Source organism: Bacteroides mediterraneensis, assembly GCF_016900355.1.
Lineage (GTDB): Bacteria > Bacteroidota > Bacteroidia > Bacteroidales > Bacteroidaceae > Phocaeicola.
In genome coordinates, this window is sequence record NZ_JACJKA010000009.1 from 32,988 (window position 1) to 48,556 (window position 15,569).

Below are 15,569 nucleotides of genomic sequence, written 5' to 3' on the forward strand. Positions count from 1 at the left end.
ATTCTTATTGCTCTGCGAAGCGTTTTGCCTGCTCTTCAATCAGTGCGGCATCGTCAAAATAGTTGATTTTCATGGCACGGCGTACCTCATCCAGCGTCTGGGCTGCTGCCTCACGGGCTACTTCGCAACCTTTCTTCAGCATGTCGTAGACAGCCGGGATGTCTTTTTCAAATACCTTACGACGTTCACGAATCGGTTCCAGTTCTTCCTGCATGACGGCTGCAAGGAACTTCTTCACCTTCATATCACCCAGTCCGCCACGTGTGTAATGCGCTTTCAATTCATCCAAGCTGGCATATTCCGGCAAATAACGGTCAAAATGCTCCGGACGGCAGAATGCATCCAAATAGGTGAACACGCAGTTGCCTTCCAGTTTACCCGGGTCGCTCACCTTGATGTGAGTCGGGTCAGTATACATGCTCTTCACCTTCTTTGCCACTTCGTCTGCTGAATCCGACAAGTAAATGCAGTTGCCCAATGACTTACTCATTTTAGCCTTTCCGTCTGTACCCGGTAAACGTAAGCAAGCCGCATTATCCGGCAACAAGATTTCTGGTTCTATCAATGTCTCGCCATAGATATGATTGAAACGACGCACAATTTCACGGGTCTGTTCAATCATCGGTTCCTGGTCTTCTCCCACCGGTACGGTAGTCGCCTTGAAAGCGGTAATATCGGCAGCTTGACTGATGGGATAAGTAAAGAAGCCCACCGGAATGCTCGTTTCAAAGTTACGCATCTGGATTTCGGTCTTCACCGTCGGGTTACGCTGCAAACGGGAAACAGTAACCAGGTCCATGTAATAGAATGTCAATTCACACAGTTCCGGAATCTGCGACTGGATAAAGATGGTAGACTTTGCCGGGTCAAGTCCCACAGACAAATAGTCCAATGCCACTTCAATTACGTTCTGACGCACCTTTTCCGGATTGTCAATGTTGTCGGTCAACGCCTGTCCGTCGGCCTCGAACACAAATATTTTATCGTAAAGTCCTGAATTCTGCAACTCCACACGTCGGCGCAATGAACCCACATAGTGGCCGATATGTAATTTACCGGTAGGGCGGTCACCGGTCAAAATAATCTTTTCTTTCTTCATAATATAAGCTATTGTATCTACTTTTTAAATTGCAGCAAAGATATATAAATCCTTTGTTTTCTTCAAAATAAATCGTTTCTTTGCAAGTAGTCCTCCACGACAAAAACTGCCGCCGGACGCAGACAACCTTTGAGAAACCCCAAATTTATCTATATCCATGAAAAAAGAATTAAAGAAAGTCCTGGTTCTCGGATCAGGCGCACTGAAAATCGGACAAGCCGGAGAGTTCGACTATTCAGGTTCGCAAGCTTTGAAAGCCTTACGTGAAGAAGGTATCCGCTCCGTACTCATCAACCCTAACATTGCGACCATCCAGACTTCGGAAGGCATTGCCGACCAAGTTTACTTCCTGCCTGTCACTCCGTATTTCGTAACCGAAATCATCAAGAAGGAACGTCCGGACGGTATTCTGTTAGCTTTCGGCGGACAGACAGCCCTGAACTGCGGTACGGAACTTTACCAGAAAGGCATTCTGAAAGAATATGGCGTGGAAGTGCTGGGCACCTCAGTGGAAGCCATCATGTACACCGAAGACCGCGACCTGTTTGTCAAAAAGCTGGATGAAGTACCTCTTAAAACTCCTGTCAGCCGGGCAGTGGAAAACATGCGGGATGCCCTCGAAGCGGCACGCACCATCGGCTATCCGGTCATGATCCGTTCAGCTTATGCCTTGGGTGGCTTGGGAAGCGGCATCTGCCCCGATGAAGAAAAATTCATCGAACTGGCAGAAAGTGCCTTCACCTTCTCTCCGCAGATTCTGGTGGAAGAATCCCTAAAAGGCTGGAAAGAAATCGAGTTCGAAGTAATCCGCGATGCCAACGACCATTGCTTCACCGTGGCCAGCATGGAAAACTTCGACCCGCTGGGCATCCATACCGGAGAATCCATCGTGGTGGCTCCTACCTGCTCACTGACCGAAGAACAAGTCAGCATGCTGCAAGATTTGTCGAAACAATGTATCCGCCATTTGAACATTGTGGGAGAATGCAACATCCAATATGCCTTCCACGCCGAGACCAACGACTACCGCATCATTGAGGTAAATGCCCGCCTGAGCCGTTCTTCTGCCCTAGCTTCCAAAGCCACCGGTTACCCATTAGCTTTCGTAGCCGCCAAGATTGCCTTGGGCTATACCTTGGATGAAATCGGCGAAATGGGGACTTCCAACTCGGCCTACGTGGCTCCACAACTGGATTACCTGATTTGCAAGATTCCGCGCTGGGACCTCAACAAGTTTGCCAGAGTTTCTCACCGCATCGGCTCCAGCATGAAGTCGGTGGGCGAAATCATGTCCATCGGACGGACGTTTGAAGAAATTATCCAGAAAGGCCTGCGTATGATTGGTCAGGGCATGCACGGCTTCGTGGGCAATGACCATACCCGCTTCACAAACCTGGACGACGAACTGGCCAACCCGACCGACCTGCGTATCTTCGCCATCGCACAGGCGCTGGAAGAAGGTTATTCCATCGAACGCATCTACGAACTGACCAAGATTGACCCGTGGTTCATCGGGAAACTGAAAAACATTGTCGACTACAAACATAAGCTGTCAGAATACAACTCGCTTGAAGAACTTCCGGCCGACGTACTTCGCCAAGCCAAAGTGATGGGCTTCTCCGATTTCCAGATTGCCCGCTTCGTACTGAAGCCCACGCAGGGAAACATGGAGAAAGAAAACCTGCAAGTACGTGCCTACCGCAAAAAGCTGGGTATCCTGCCGGCAGTGAAACGCATCAACACGGTGGCTTCCGAACATCCGGAACTGACCAACTACCTGTATATGACGTATGCCGTGGAAGGTTACGATGTCAATTATTATAAGAATGAGAAATCGGTCATCGTCCTCGGTTCGGGTGCCTACCGCATCGGCTCGTCCGTGGAATTTGACTGGTGCTCGGTGAATGCCATCCAGACCGCCCGTAAGTTAGGCTACAAATCCATCATGATCAACTACAACCCGGAAACGGTATCTACCGACTACGACATGTGCGACCGTCTGTACTTCGATGAACTTTCCTTCGAACGGGTACTCGATGTCATCGACTTGGAACAGCCTCGCGGTGTTATCGTTTCCGTGGGCGGACAGATTCCGAACAACCTGGCCATGAAACTGTATCGCCAGTCGGTGCCGGTACTCGGAACCTCTCCGATTTCCATCGACCGGGCGGAAAACCGCAACAAGTTCTCGGCCATGCTCGACCAGCTCGGCATCGACCAACCGGCCTGGCAGGAACTGACCAGCTTGGACGACGTGAAAGAGTTTGTGAAGAAAGTGGGCTATCCGGTATTGGTGCGTCCGTCGTACGTGCTCTCCGGAGCGGCCATGAACGTATGCTATGACCAGGAAGAACTGGAACGCTTCCTGCAAATGGCCAGCGAAGTATCCAAGGAATATCCGGTGGTCGTATCGCAGTTCATGCAGGAAACCAAGGAAATCGAATTCGATGCCGTGGCACAGAACGGAGAGATTGTGGAATACGCCATTTCGGAACACATCGAATATGCGGGAGTCCACTCCGGTGACGCCACTCTGGTATTCCCCGCACAGCACATTTATTTTGCGACGGCCCGTCAGATTAAGAAAATCAGTCGCAAGATTGCCAAGGAACTCAACATTTCAGGTCCGTTCAACATCCAGTACCTGGCCAAGAACAACGACGTGAAAGTGATTGAATGTAACCTGCGTGCTTCCCGCAGCTTCCCGTTCGTATCGAAGGTATTGAAACGTAACTTCATCGAAACAGCCACCCGCATCATGCTCGATGCCCCCTACGTGCGTCCCGACAAACTGGCGTTCGACATCGACTGGATTGGGGTCAAGGCCTCGCAGTTCTCGTTTGCCCGTCTGCAAAATGCCGACCCGGTACTGGGTGTCGACATGTCGTCTACGGGAGAAGTAGGCTGCTTAGGTGACGACTTTAACGAAGCCTTGTTGAACGCCCTGATTGCTACGGGCTACAAGATTCCGAAAAAATCGGTACTGTTCTCTTCCGGTGCCACCAAGTCGAAAGTGGACTTGCTGGATGCCAGCCACCTGCTGCACCAGAAAGGATACGAACTTTATGCGACGGCCGGCACGGCTGCCTTCTTGAACTCCCACGGCATTCCGACCACACCGGTCTTCTGGCCCGATGAACGCCCGCACGCCGAAAACAACGTGATGAAGATGATTGCGGAACACAAGTTTGAACTGATTGTGAACATCCCGAAAAATCATACCAAACGGGAACTCACCAATGGATACCGCATCCGCCGTGGTGCCATCGACCACAACATTCCGCTGATTACGAATGCCCGTCTGGCCAAAGCCTTCATTGAAGCTTTCTGCCACATGACGCAGGAAGAAATCCAAATCAAGAGTTGGCAGGAATACAAATAAGAAAGGTAAATCAGGAGCCTGCAGAGGCTTTCTCAGCAGGTTTTTGAGGCCCTAAAAAAACGCAAGTGCGTTTGGACTAAAACGCACTTACGTTTAAAGTAAAACGCCTTTGCGTTTCAGGTAAAACGTACTTACGTTTTCCTTCAAACGCAAAGGCGTTTTTTCAGGACCTTTTTTTACTTATTTCAAGGCTGTCTCAATGGTCTTCATCAGCTCTTCAAATTCAGCTTTTGTATACCCTATGGAAGCATGAATCAGCTTGCCGTCCTTTCCGAACAGATAGGCACGGGGAATCGTCTGGTCGGCAAACAGAGAGAACACTTCCCGTTTCGGGTCCGGATAAAGAGGGAAGGTAAATTTCTTCCGTTCATTGTATTTCTTCAACTCGGCATCGGTATGTTCCCGTCCGATGACCAGCAGTTTGAAATCCTTGCAATCCTTATATTTCGGCCACAAGGTTTTCTGCACCTCTGCCAGTTCCAGCTGGCAAGGACCGCACCAGGTGGCAAACAAACTCACCAGTACCACTTTTCCTTTCAAGTCGGCCGGGGTCACCTTCCCATACACTTCAGAATTGAGAGTAATGGCTGGCATCGCATCCCCCACTTTCAATTTTTCTTTTCCCGTATCCTGTGCAGAGGCTGCCAGCACCCCCATCCAAATCAGGCACAGAAGACTCCAGATTCGTACGCTTTTCATTGTTTTTCCTTTCTGTAAATGTTAAATCCTGACAAAGATACCGTAAACCGATGGAAAATCCGCCGGGGAACCTATCTTTGTAAAGAGTTTTAACGAAAAAATAAACCCACAAGATGATGACCTTCATTTCGTGTGCCAAAACCATGACGGCACGCACCAAGATAAAATACCCCGAAACCACAATACCTCATTTTCAGGAGGAAGCCCGGGAAAATGCCTTGTACATGAACCAGTTCACTGCCGAAGAACTGGGCCAGATACTGAAAGTGAATGCCAAACTGGCGGCAGAGAACCGACTGCGCTACCAAGACTTCCTTTCACCCGACACCCCGTCTCTCCCGGCACTGCTGGCCTACACGGGCATGGTGTTCAAACGCATCCATCCGGCCGACTTTACCCCAGAAGATTTTCAATTCGCTCAGCAACATCTGCTCATTACCTCTTTCTTATATGGGTTGTTGCGTCCGCTGGATGCCATCAAGAACTACCGGATGGAGGGAAATGTCCGCTTGCCGGAACACCAGCACCAAACACAGTTCGATTATTGGAAACCGATTCTGACCGACTATTTCATCGAAGCTGTCCGCCAGCAAGGGGGTATTCTGATTAATCTGGCCAGTGGCGAGATGAAAGACCTGTTCCACTGGGACAAGGTATGCCGGGAAGTCCAGGTCATCACACCCGAATTTTATACCCTGAAGAACGGGAAACCCACCACCGTGGTCGTCTATGCCAAGATGTGCCGCGGCGAAATGACCCGCTTCATCCTGAAAAACCGGATTGAACAACCGGAACAGCTGAAAGCCTTTGAATGGGAAGGCTTTTCCTACGATGCGGCCTCCAGCGATGCACAGACACTCCGCTTCCTACTGAAATAGAAATGAAAAGCCGGAAACCCTGACGACACATCTTCGTAAATGCAACTTCATCGGATTGCTTTCACCCTGTAACAGGAAAACTGCAACTTTGCAGCAGAAAAAGCAAACGATACATGAACAGAACAAGAAGATGGATTAGTGCCGCCCTTTTTACCTCACTCATTACGGCCCACGTGTTTGCCGTAGAGGTAAATGTCAATATCAAGGGCTGCATCACAGACCAAAAATCAAAAGAGCCGCTGATTGGCGCCACGGTACAGATTGTAGGGAGCAGCATCGGAGCCGTGACCGACATGGACGGAAATTTCCAGCTTTCAGGAGTGGAAGATGGCATCTACGACATCGAGATTAAATATGTAGGCTACAAGACTGCCATCAAAAGGCAGGTCAAGATTGAGAACAATAAAATCACGACACTCGACTTCGAAATGGTGACTGACGACCACCTGTTGTCGGATGTAGTAGTGGTAGCCAAGGCCAACCGCGAATCTGAAAGCGTGACCCTGCTGGAACAAAAACGGTCGGTAGTGGCCGTTCAGGCAGTCGGTGCCAAAGAGCTGGCCCGAAAAGGCGTCAGCGATGCACAGGCTGCCGTGACCAAAATCTCGGGTATCTCCAAACAAGAAGGAGTGAAAAATGTCTTTGTCCGCGGATTGGGCGACCGTTACAACCTCACCACCCTCAACCGCTATCCCATTCCTTCGGAAGATCCTGAATACAAAAACATTGCCCTCGACTTTTTCTCCACCGACGTCATCCAGTCGGTAGAAGTGAACAAGGCTTTTTACGGCAACACCTCTGCCGATGCGTCGGGAGCCAACATCAATATCACGTCGAAGGAACTGACCGGAGATGCCACACTGGATTTCAGCCTGTCGGGCGGAATCAATACCCAAGCGCTGTCGGGCGACCTGCAGCAGGCCAGCGGAAGCAACCTGTTCGGATTTGCCAATACTACCCAACCGGGAGCAGATTTGAAGAGCTACCGCTTTAAAAATGCCATCGACCCTTCCCAGAAGAATGCCCCTGTCAACCAAGATTACAGCCTGTCGGGTGGTAAACAATTCTATATTCACAACAACCCACTCTCTTTCTTCATCGTGGCCAGCCACCACAAAAGCTTCTCCTACTACGACGAGGAAGTGCGAAATACCCTCACCAGCGGCGATTTGTCTCAAGATATGAACGGCGAAATCTCCCGCATCGAAACCAGTCAGCTGGCCATGGCCAACCTGAGCTATACCCACAATCAGAAGCACCACCTATCCTACAACTTCATGATGGTGCATGCTTCCAATTCCTCTGTGGGTGATTACCTCGGCATGGATGCCGATTATCAGTCATCGGACACCTACGAAGGATTCATGCGCCGACAGCAGACCAACGACAACCTGCTGTTTGTGAACCAGCTTCACACGCAATGGGACTTGGGCAAGAATTTCCAGCTGGACGCCGGACTTTCTTACAACACGATTCAAGGAAACGAACCCGACAGAAGAATCAACAACCTGGTGAAAACCGACAAGGGTTATGTGCCGATGAAAGGTACGGGCGTGCAACAGCGTTATTTCTCTGAATTACAGGAAAACGACCTGAACCTCCGGGCCGGACTGACCTATAAGCTCCACGACGGGTATGGTGACCTGTCGAACATTCAACTGGGCTACATGGGCCGGATAGTAGATGACAACTTCACAGCGACAGAATACGATATGTCTGTGATTAAACAGTCGGCTTTCGATTTGGAACACATCTCTTTCGGGGATTTCTACAACCAGGAGAATCTGGACAACGGCATGTTCCAGCTGGACCGCAACGTGGATGAATACGGTGTCCGGAAGAATATCCATTCGGCCTATGCGGAAGCCACTTATCAGCTCACCTCGCACTTCATCGCCAATATCGGACTGAAATACGACGATGTCAACATCCGCGTAGACTACAACGTGAATCGTGGAGGGACCAAGGGAGAAAATACCATCGACAAATCTTATTTCCTGCCCAGCCTCAACCTGCGTTATAATTTCAGCGACCAACATGCACTCCGACTGGCTGCCAGCAAGACATATACTTTGCCACAGGCCAAAGAAATTTCCCCGTTCCGTTATACCGGTGTCAGCTTCAACAGCCAGGGTAACCCGAACTTGAAGCCTTCCGACAATTACAACGTGGACTTGAAATGGGATTTCTATATCTCCGCAAGCGAGCTGTTCTCCATCACCGGATTCTACAAATACATCCAGAACCCTATTTCACGCATCGAGATTGCCAGTGCCGGAGGTTTTCTTTCCTATGAGAACATTGCGAGCCATGCCACCGTAGCCGGAGTGGAGATGGAGTTCCGAAAGGACTTGTTCAACCGCAAGCTGCAAGGCAACGGAGTCAGCAAACTCAGTTTAGGAGTCAACGGAGCCTATACATACACCTATGCCAAAGTTCCCCTGGCCACCGCCCCCACCGGTTCACAACTGGAAGGAGCTGCGCCCTGGATTTTCAATGCAGACCTAAGCCACCTGTTCCAAAAAGGACAGAAAAGTTTTACCAATACACTGGTGGTGAACTACTTCAGCGACCGTATCCATACCATCGGTACGGAGGGATATCAGGACATCGTGGAAAACGGGATTCCGACACTCGACTTTGTCTCTTCCGCCCAGCTGAACAAATACGTGACCCTCAGCCTGAAAGCGAAAAACTTGTTGAATTCTACCCATCAGCTGACCCGGAAAGGCAATGCGGATGGGAAGGAAGTGGTACTGAGCAAATACAAGAAAGGCATAGACTTCAGCATCGGAGTGACCTGCAATTTCTAACCCAGCAACTTTACATGAACTAAAAATAAAGACAATCAATTTTCTTAATCAATTATCATTATGAAAAAGGTATTTTTAACTGCAATGGCCTTTGCTGCCATAGTAAGTAGCGTAAGTTTGACAGCTTGTTCCAACGAAGATACTCCGGAAGAAACTGGCACAAGAGGTGAAAAGATTGAACTGAACGGAATCGTAGAAGGCACCCTGACCTTGGATGCCAACAATGAATACATTTTGAACGGCACACTGACCGTACCCGACGGAGCTACTCTGGAAATCCCGGCTGGTACCACCATCAAGGCAGCGAAAGGATTCGGAAACTATATCCTCGTGGCACAGGGAGGTAAAATCAATGCCAAGGGTACGGCCGACAAACCTATCATCTTTACCGCCGACGATGAAGCCAATGCCACAGCAGGCTACTGGGGAGGTTTGATTCTCAACGGAAAGGCACCAATCTCAGGAGCTACCAGCGGTGAACTGGGTTCTACGGAAGTAGACAACAACCAGAAATACGGAGGTACGGATGAAAACGACAACAGCGGTACGTTGGAATACGTGGAATTACGCTATACCGGTGCACGTTCCAGTGCGGATATCGAACACAACGGACTGACACTGAACGGTGTGGGAAGAGGAACTACCATCAAGAACCTGTATGTCGTAGACGGTGCGGACGATGCCATCGAATTTTTTGGCGGTACAGTCAACGTAGAAAACATACTGGCTGTAAACTGTGACGATGACATGTTCGATTTCACTCAAGGTTACAAAGGTACATTGAGCAACTGCTACGGAATCTGGGAAAGTGGATTCACCAGCACGGAAGAAGATCCGCGCGGAGTGGAAGCCGACGGTAACCTGGACGGAAACGGACCCGACCACCAGGGACAGTCTGATTTCACCATCAAGAACATGACCATTGCCACCTATGCCACCGGACAAGTGATGGACGATGCTATCAAAGTGCGCAGAGGAGCTACCGCCCACATTGAAAACGCACTCGTAACCGGAAACGGACAAATGAAAGACTTCATCGATGTGACCGACTCCAAAGGAAACGCCGCTACAGCAACCAGCATCAGTGCCACCAACAATATCAGTTCTACACTCACCGGCAAAGAACTGAATGAAGGAGACGCTTCTTATGAAAATGTCAAAGTGGTGAACGGCAACACAGGAGCCGACCAGTCAGCCTTCAGTTGGACAGGCTATCAATTTTAAATAAGCCCTACACACAAGATTGCTTTTCTTCTTTTTCCTTCTCCGGTTTTCATGCAACGCACCTGCCGCGTATGGGAACCGGAGATTCTTTTTTCCTCTATTTCCTGATTTTATGAAGGGTTTTTCTTATTTTTGTCCAGACCTAAATTAAAATCATATGATGTATCCTTTTAAATTTAAACCTATCTTAAAATCCACCCTTTGGGGCGGTGAACGTATTATCCCTTTCAAACAACTGGACTGCCAGCAGGAACAGGTGGGAGAAAGCTGGGAAATATCCGACGTACCGGGCGATGAATCGGTCGTAGCCGACGGAGCAGATGCCGGAAAGAATCTGACTCAACTGATGCAAGAATATAAGGAAAAACTGGTGGGAAAAGAAAACTACCAGCGCTTCCAGGGTAAGTTTCCCTTGCTCATCAAATTTATCGATGCCAAACAAGACTTGTCCATTCAAGTACACCCGAACGACGAACTGGCCATGAAGCGCCACCAGTCCATGGGAAAAACAGAGATGTGGTACATCATCGACAACACAGGTGGAAAGGCTCATCTGTATTCCGGACTGAAGAAAAAGATTACCCCGGAAGAATATGCCCAGATGATTGAAGACAACACCATCTGTGACGCACTGGCCCGATATGACGTGCAGCCGGGCGATGTATTCTTTTTGCCTGCCGGACGTATTCACAGCATCGGAGCAGGTTGCTTCCTGGCTGAAATCCAGCAGACTTCCAACATCACCTACCGTATCTACGACTTCAACCGAAGAGACAAGAACGGCAATCTGCGTGAACTGCATACCGAACTTTCAAAGGATGCCATCGACTATACAGTGGAAAACGATTACCGTACCCACTACACTCCGCGTAAGGACGAACCGGTGGAACTGGTCAGCTGTCCGTATTTCACCACTTCTGTCTACAACCTGACAGAACCCATGACGATGGACTACAGCGAACTGGACTCTTTTGTTATCTACATCTGCATGAAAGGAAGCTGCACCGTGACCGACAATGAAGGCCACAGTATTCCGTTGCGAGCTGGTGAGTCGGTGCTGTTCCCTGCTACTACTCAAAACTTAGAAGTAGTGCCGGAAGGTGAGGTTTCTTTCCTCGAAACGTATGTATGATACTTTACTTTTTTAAAATCGCTGAGCCTTTTTTCTCTCTTCACAAGCAGACCGAGAAAAAGGGCTCAGTCATTTTTCACGAAGTTGTGAGGCGACATGCCCGTAATCTGCCGAAATACCCGGTTGAAATTATTCGGGGTACTGAATCCCACTTCGTAAGCAATCTGCTGCATGGTCTTTCCCCCGTCGGCAAACAATTCAATGGCCCGCATAATTCGAAGATTATTTACATAATAGCTGAAACGTATGCCCGATTCATTGAACAAACGACTCAGGTTACGCACTGAAAAACCGAAATGCTCAGCCAACTGCGGCATTTTCGGGTTTTCTTGCAAATGCTCCTGCAAATAAGCCAGAATGGGGTGCAAACGGGCATCGTTAGGAATGGCCAACGTCTTGAGCAGAAATTCCATGTTCTGGCAGATAGTAGGAAGCAACCGGAAAAAGCCAAGGGCAAACGCATACAAGTCCGGAGCATCTTCCCGGTTTATCCCCCGCCCTTTGGAAGCGATGAACTTCAGATTCTCTGCAATGAACGAATCGGCATGGTAAATGGAAAACTCGTTCAGCGGTGTACCGTCTTCACAGGCATCCAACGACAAATAGAATATCACCAATGAAGTCCTCCGGTTGTTACTGCTCAGTTCATGCCCCATATAGCTGGGTATCCAGGCGATGTGTTTCTCCGGCACAAAATAATTCGTAGCCCCAATCTGCACATGCAACGTCCCCGAAAGCGTATAGATAATCTGACACCTTTCGTGGGTATGTCCCGGAAGATTGATTTCCTCCCAACCCGTTTTCTTGATACGGATGGTTTCCTTACGCGTATGGTTAATCAATGAAATATAGCTCTTCTGTTCTTGATTCATCTTTTCCCAATGGCTTAAAATGGTAATCTTTTTGCATAAACTGCAAATTCCGCATAAAAATAAAGGTTTAATTTTGCACCAGCAATAGAAGAGACTATAAATTATCGATGAAATTATGATGAAATGTATTTTTGCAATTGCAGTTTTGCTCGCAGGAACCACCTTCAGCGCATCGGCTGCGCCCGAGAAGATTTCTGAAAACAAGCAGGAAAGCATGAAAGTAGAAATCACTGAAGGACAAATTGACGTGATAAGCGGCCTTATCTACTCACAAGTCATCTCCACCCGAAGCAACCGTGCGTTGCGGATGACCGTCCTGGTACCACGGACCCGTACGCCCAAACCTGCAATTGTATATTTCCCCGGAGGAGGATTCACATCGGCAGATTATGAGAAATTTATTGAAATGCGCATGGCATTGGCCAAAGCCGGATTCGTGGTGGCTGCGGCAGAGTACCGTACAGTTCCCGACAAATTCCCCGCACTGGTAGTCGATGGTAAAGCGGCTGTACGCTTCCTGAGAGCCCATGCCGCACAGTTCCATATCGACCCGACCCGCATCGGAGTATGGGAGATTCTGCCGGAGGATATTTGTCACAAATGGTGGGGACGACCAACGGGGAAAAGGAATTCGACCAAGGGGATTATCTGGACCAGTCGTCTGATGTACAAGCAGCCGTCACCATTTACGGTATCAGCAATCTGCTGAACATCGGCGAAGGATATTCAGCACACGTACAACAGGTACATGCTTCACCAGCCGTGACAGAAGCTTTACTCGTACATGGTACAGCCTTTGCAGATTTCGCAGGCGCCAGCATCTTGTCAGACCCGGAAAAGGCCATGAAAGCCAGTCCACTGGGACACGTAAAAGAGCATATGCCTCCCTTCCTGATTATGCACGGAAGCAACGACAAGCTGGTATCCCCTGTACAAAGCGAACAACTGTATAAGGCATTGACCGAGAAAGGAAACCAAGCTACCTATATCACAGTAGAAGGTGCCGGACACGGTGACTTATACTGGTTCCAGCAACCGGTTATCGAGAAAGTGGTCAACTGGTTTCAAACTGTTTTTCAATATCACACAGAAAAATGAATAAAAGACTAATTGCAAGCATCGGAATTCTTTCTTTTTTTATGTACACCGCAGCTCAGGAACGAGTGCTTTCCATCGACGAGCTGTTTCAGCTGGCAGACCAGAACAGTAAAAGTATTCAGCTGCATGAACTGGCCATCAACGAGAGCGCACAAGCCGTAAAGGTTGCCAAGGATGCCAAACTGCCGTCTATCAATGCCCAACTGGAACTTAACTACATTGGGGACGGTTGCATGACCGACCGAAACTTCAGCAATGGGGTACATGCCGATATGCCTCATTTCGGGAACACTTTCGTGCTCAAGGCTTCACAAGTCATCTATGCCGGAGGAAGCATCAATGCCAACATCCAAAAAGCAAAACTCCAACACCAACTGTCGCAACAGACTTACTACAACAACCAGCAGGATTTGCGTTTCATGCTGTTGGGATATTACCTCGACTTGTTCCAGCTGAGAAACCAACAGACGGTATATGAAAAGAACATTGAACAGACCCGCCTGCTGGTAAAAGATATGCGGGCAGCCTACGAACAAGGCACGGCACTGAAAAGTGACATTACCCGTTATGAACTCCAGCTCCAGAATCTCCAGTTAGGACTCACCTCTACGGTGAACAAGCTCAACGTGCTGAACCACAAACTGACTACGACGATCGGGCTGGAACCTACCGTACACATCGTACCAGATTCTACCGCTCTGTTCCAAATCAATGTGGACAAGCGACAGGAAATTTCCTGGATGGAAGACTCGCAAGAATCTCCTACTCTCCAACAGGCACAAACCGCCATCAAGCTGAGCCATAACCAGCAGGAGCTGGTTCGTTCCGAACGCAGACCGCACATCAGCCTGACAGCTACGAACGACTTCACTGGCCCAATTCTGGTGGAAGTGCCGCCATTGAACAACAATTTCACCTACTGGTTTGCCGGAGTAGGCATCTCATACAACCTGGATGCCCTATTCAAAACGAAGAAGAAACTGCGGCAGGCACGAATTGCCACTTCCAAAGCCGAAAAGAACTACGAACTGGCCAAGGAAGAAATCGAGAACAACGTACACGAAGCGTACGTGAACCTGAACGAAGCCTACGTACGGCTCCATACACAGCAAAAGAGTGTACAGCTGGCCCACGAAAACTTCCGGATTGTCCGCCAACGTTACTTGAATGGATTGTCACTGATTACCGACATGCTGGATGCCAGTAACATGCAGCTGGACATGGAACTTCAGCTGGCCAACTATCAGATAGGTATATTGTATCAATACTATCTGCTGAAAAAGATTACAGGAACCCTTTAACTTCATTTATATTCACACAAAAAATCTAGATATGATACGAAACAAAAAAAGAGCTATTTCTAATTTCTTTATACTTCTGGTGCTCGCAGCGGGTATCAGCTGGGTATGCGGCAAATTTATCCATCTGGGTAACGTGGAATACACTGACAACGCACAGGTGAAACAACATCTGACTCCCGTCAGCACACGCGTACAGGGATTCATCAAGAAAATTTGTTTTGAAGAATACCAGACCGTGAAAAAAGGAGATACACTTGCCATCATCGAAGACACGGAATACCGGTTGAAAGTGGCACAGGCTGAAGCAGACTACCGCAATGCCCTGGCCGGAAAGAGTGCCATGTACACCACCATCAATACCACACAGAACAACATTCTTGTCACGGATGCAGCCATCGATGAACAACGGGTCCGCCTGAAGAATGCTGAAACCGATTACAAACGTTACCAGGAACTGCTGAAAGAAGAAGCCGTCACTCCGCAACAATTCGACCGGGTCAAAACAGACTACGAAGCCACTCAGGCACGTTACGAACAATTGCTGCGCCAGAAACAGTCTACTTTACTCCAGAAACAGGAACAAACCCAGCGACTGGATCAGAATGAATCAGCCATCAAACTGGCAGAAGCTGCGCTTAACCTGGCCAAACTGAATCTTTCTTATACAGTTATTCTGGCTACCACTGACGGTGTGACCGGACGAAAGGAAATCCACGAAGGGGAACTGGTACAGCCAGGACAAGCCTTGGTGACACTGGTGGATGGTACGGAAAAATGGGTGATTGCCAACTACAAGGAAACACAAACCACTGACATGAAAAGAAATCAGTTGGTAGAAGTGAAAGTAGATGCCATTCCGGGCGTAAAATTTGAAGGACGTATCGCTTCCATCTCAGATGCCACAGGAGCTTCTTATTCACTGATTCCGCAAAACAACTCTGCCGGAAACTTCGTGAAAGTGGAACAGCGTATTCCTGTCCGTATTGAATTTACCAAAAACAACCGTCCGGAAGACCTGCAGCGCCTGAGAGCCGGAATGAATGTAGAATGTTACGTAAAACAATAAACTGA

10 protein-coding genes and 1 pseudogene are annotated in these 15,569 nt (G+C 48.7%); 8 read left to right on the top strand and 3 right to left on the bottom strand.

All coding sequences use genetic code 11. The features are described 5' to 3' along the window. Window positions 1-4 precede the first annotated feature (4 nt). On the bottom strand, window positions 5-1,099 hold the full coding sequence (gene trpS / locus H6A28_RS06445) for a tryptophan--tRNA ligase (protein ID WP_204475016.1): 1,095 nt from the start codon (window positions 1,097-1,099) through the stop codon (window positions 5-7). Window positions 1,100-1,256: 157 nt separating this feature from the next. Here trpS and carB point away from each other — a divergent pair, with 157 nt between their 5' ends. After that, window positions 1,257-4,481: a carbamoyl-phosphate synthase (glutamine-hydrolyzing) large subunit gene (gene carB, locus H6A28_RS06450; RefSeq protein WP_204479417.1), complete on the top strand. Its 3,225-nt coding sequence runs from the start codon at window positions 1,257-1,259 to the stop codon at window positions 4,479-4,481. Between the two features lie 180 nt (window positions 4,482-4,661). Here carB and H6A28_RS06455 read toward each other — a convergent pair whose 3' ends face one another. Further along, window positions 4,662-5,180 (bottom strand): TlpA family protein disulfide reductase, encoded by a 519-nt coding sequence (locus tag H6A28_RS06455; protein ID WP_204475018.1) that lies wholly within the window; start codon window positions 5,178-5,180, stop codon window positions 4,662-4,664. A 113-nt stretch (window positions 5,181-5,293) separates the two neighbouring features. Here H6A28_RS06455 and yaaA point away from each other — a divergent pair, with 113 nt between their 5' ends. The 4 genes from yaaA to H6A28_RS06475 all read left to right on the top strand — a co-directional run bounded on the left by yaaA (window position 5,294) and on the right by H6A28_RS06475 (window position 11,227). Continuing rightward, complete coding sequence (gene yaaA / locus H6A28_RS06460; RefSeq protein ID WP_204475019.1) at window positions 5,294-6,058, top strand: peroxide stress protein YaaA; 765 nt, start codon at window positions 5,294-5,296, stop codon at window positions 6,056-6,058. 113 nt (window positions 6,059-6,171) lie between these two features. Then, the gene (locus H6A28_RS06465) at window positions 6,172-8,871 is read left to right on the top strand and encodes a TonB-dependent receptor (RefSeq protein WP_204479419.1); all 2,700 of its coding nucleotides are present in this window, start codon (window positions 6,172-6,174) and stop codon (window positions 8,869-8,871) included. A 60-nt stretch (window positions 8,872-8,931) separates the two neighbouring features. Continuing rightward, complete coding sequence (locus H6A28_RS06470; RefSeq protein ID WP_204475021.1) at window positions 8,932-10,095, top strand: hypothetical protein; 1,164 nt, start codon at window positions 8,932-8,934, stop codon at window positions 10,093-10,095. A 160-nt stretch (window positions 10,096-10,255) separates the two neighbouring features. Next, window positions 10,256-11,227, top strand: coding sequence for a type I phosphomannose isomerase catalytic subunit (locus H6A28_RS06475; RefSeq protein WP_204475089.1), 972 nt, complete (start codon window positions 10,256-10,258; stop codon window positions 11,225-11,227). 65 nt (window positions 11,228-11,292) lie between these two features. On the opposite strand, the gene H6A28_RS06480 is transcribed toward H6A28_RS06475, so the two are convergent. Further along, the gene (locus H6A28_RS06480) at window positions 11,293-12,099 is read right to left on the bottom strand and encodes an AraC family transcriptional regulator (RefSeq protein WP_204479420.1); all 807 of its coding nucleotides are present in this window, start codon (window positions 12,097-12,099) and stop codon (window positions 11,293-11,295) included. A 307-nt stretch (window positions 12,100-12,406) separates the two neighbouring features. Between H6A28_RS06480 and H6A28_RS06490 the strand changes: the two are divergent. The 3 genes and pseudogenes from H6A28_RS06490 (at window position 12,407) to H6A28_RS06500 (ending at window position 15,564) form a co-directional block, all read left to right on the top strand. Next, window positions 12,407-13,197, top strand: a pseudogene (locus H6A28_RS06490) (alpha/beta hydrolase fold domain-containing protein). Continuing rightward, window positions 13,194-14,498, top strand: a complete 1,305-nt coding sequence (locus H6A28_RS06495) for a TolC family protein (protein WP_204475028.1) — start codon at window positions 13,194-13,196, stop codon at window positions 14,496-14,498. Before H6A28_RS06490 ends, H6A28_RS06495 begins: the two are co-directional and overlap by 4 nt. A gap of 31 nt (window positions 14,499-14,529) precedes the next feature. Next, complete coding sequence (locus H6A28_RS06500) at window positions 14,530-15,564, top strand: HlyD family secretion protein (RefSeq protein WP_204475029.1); 1,035 nt, start codon at window positions 14,530-14,532, stop codon at window positions 15,562-15,564. The last annotated feature ends 5 nt before the right edge of the window (window positions 15,565-15,569 follow it).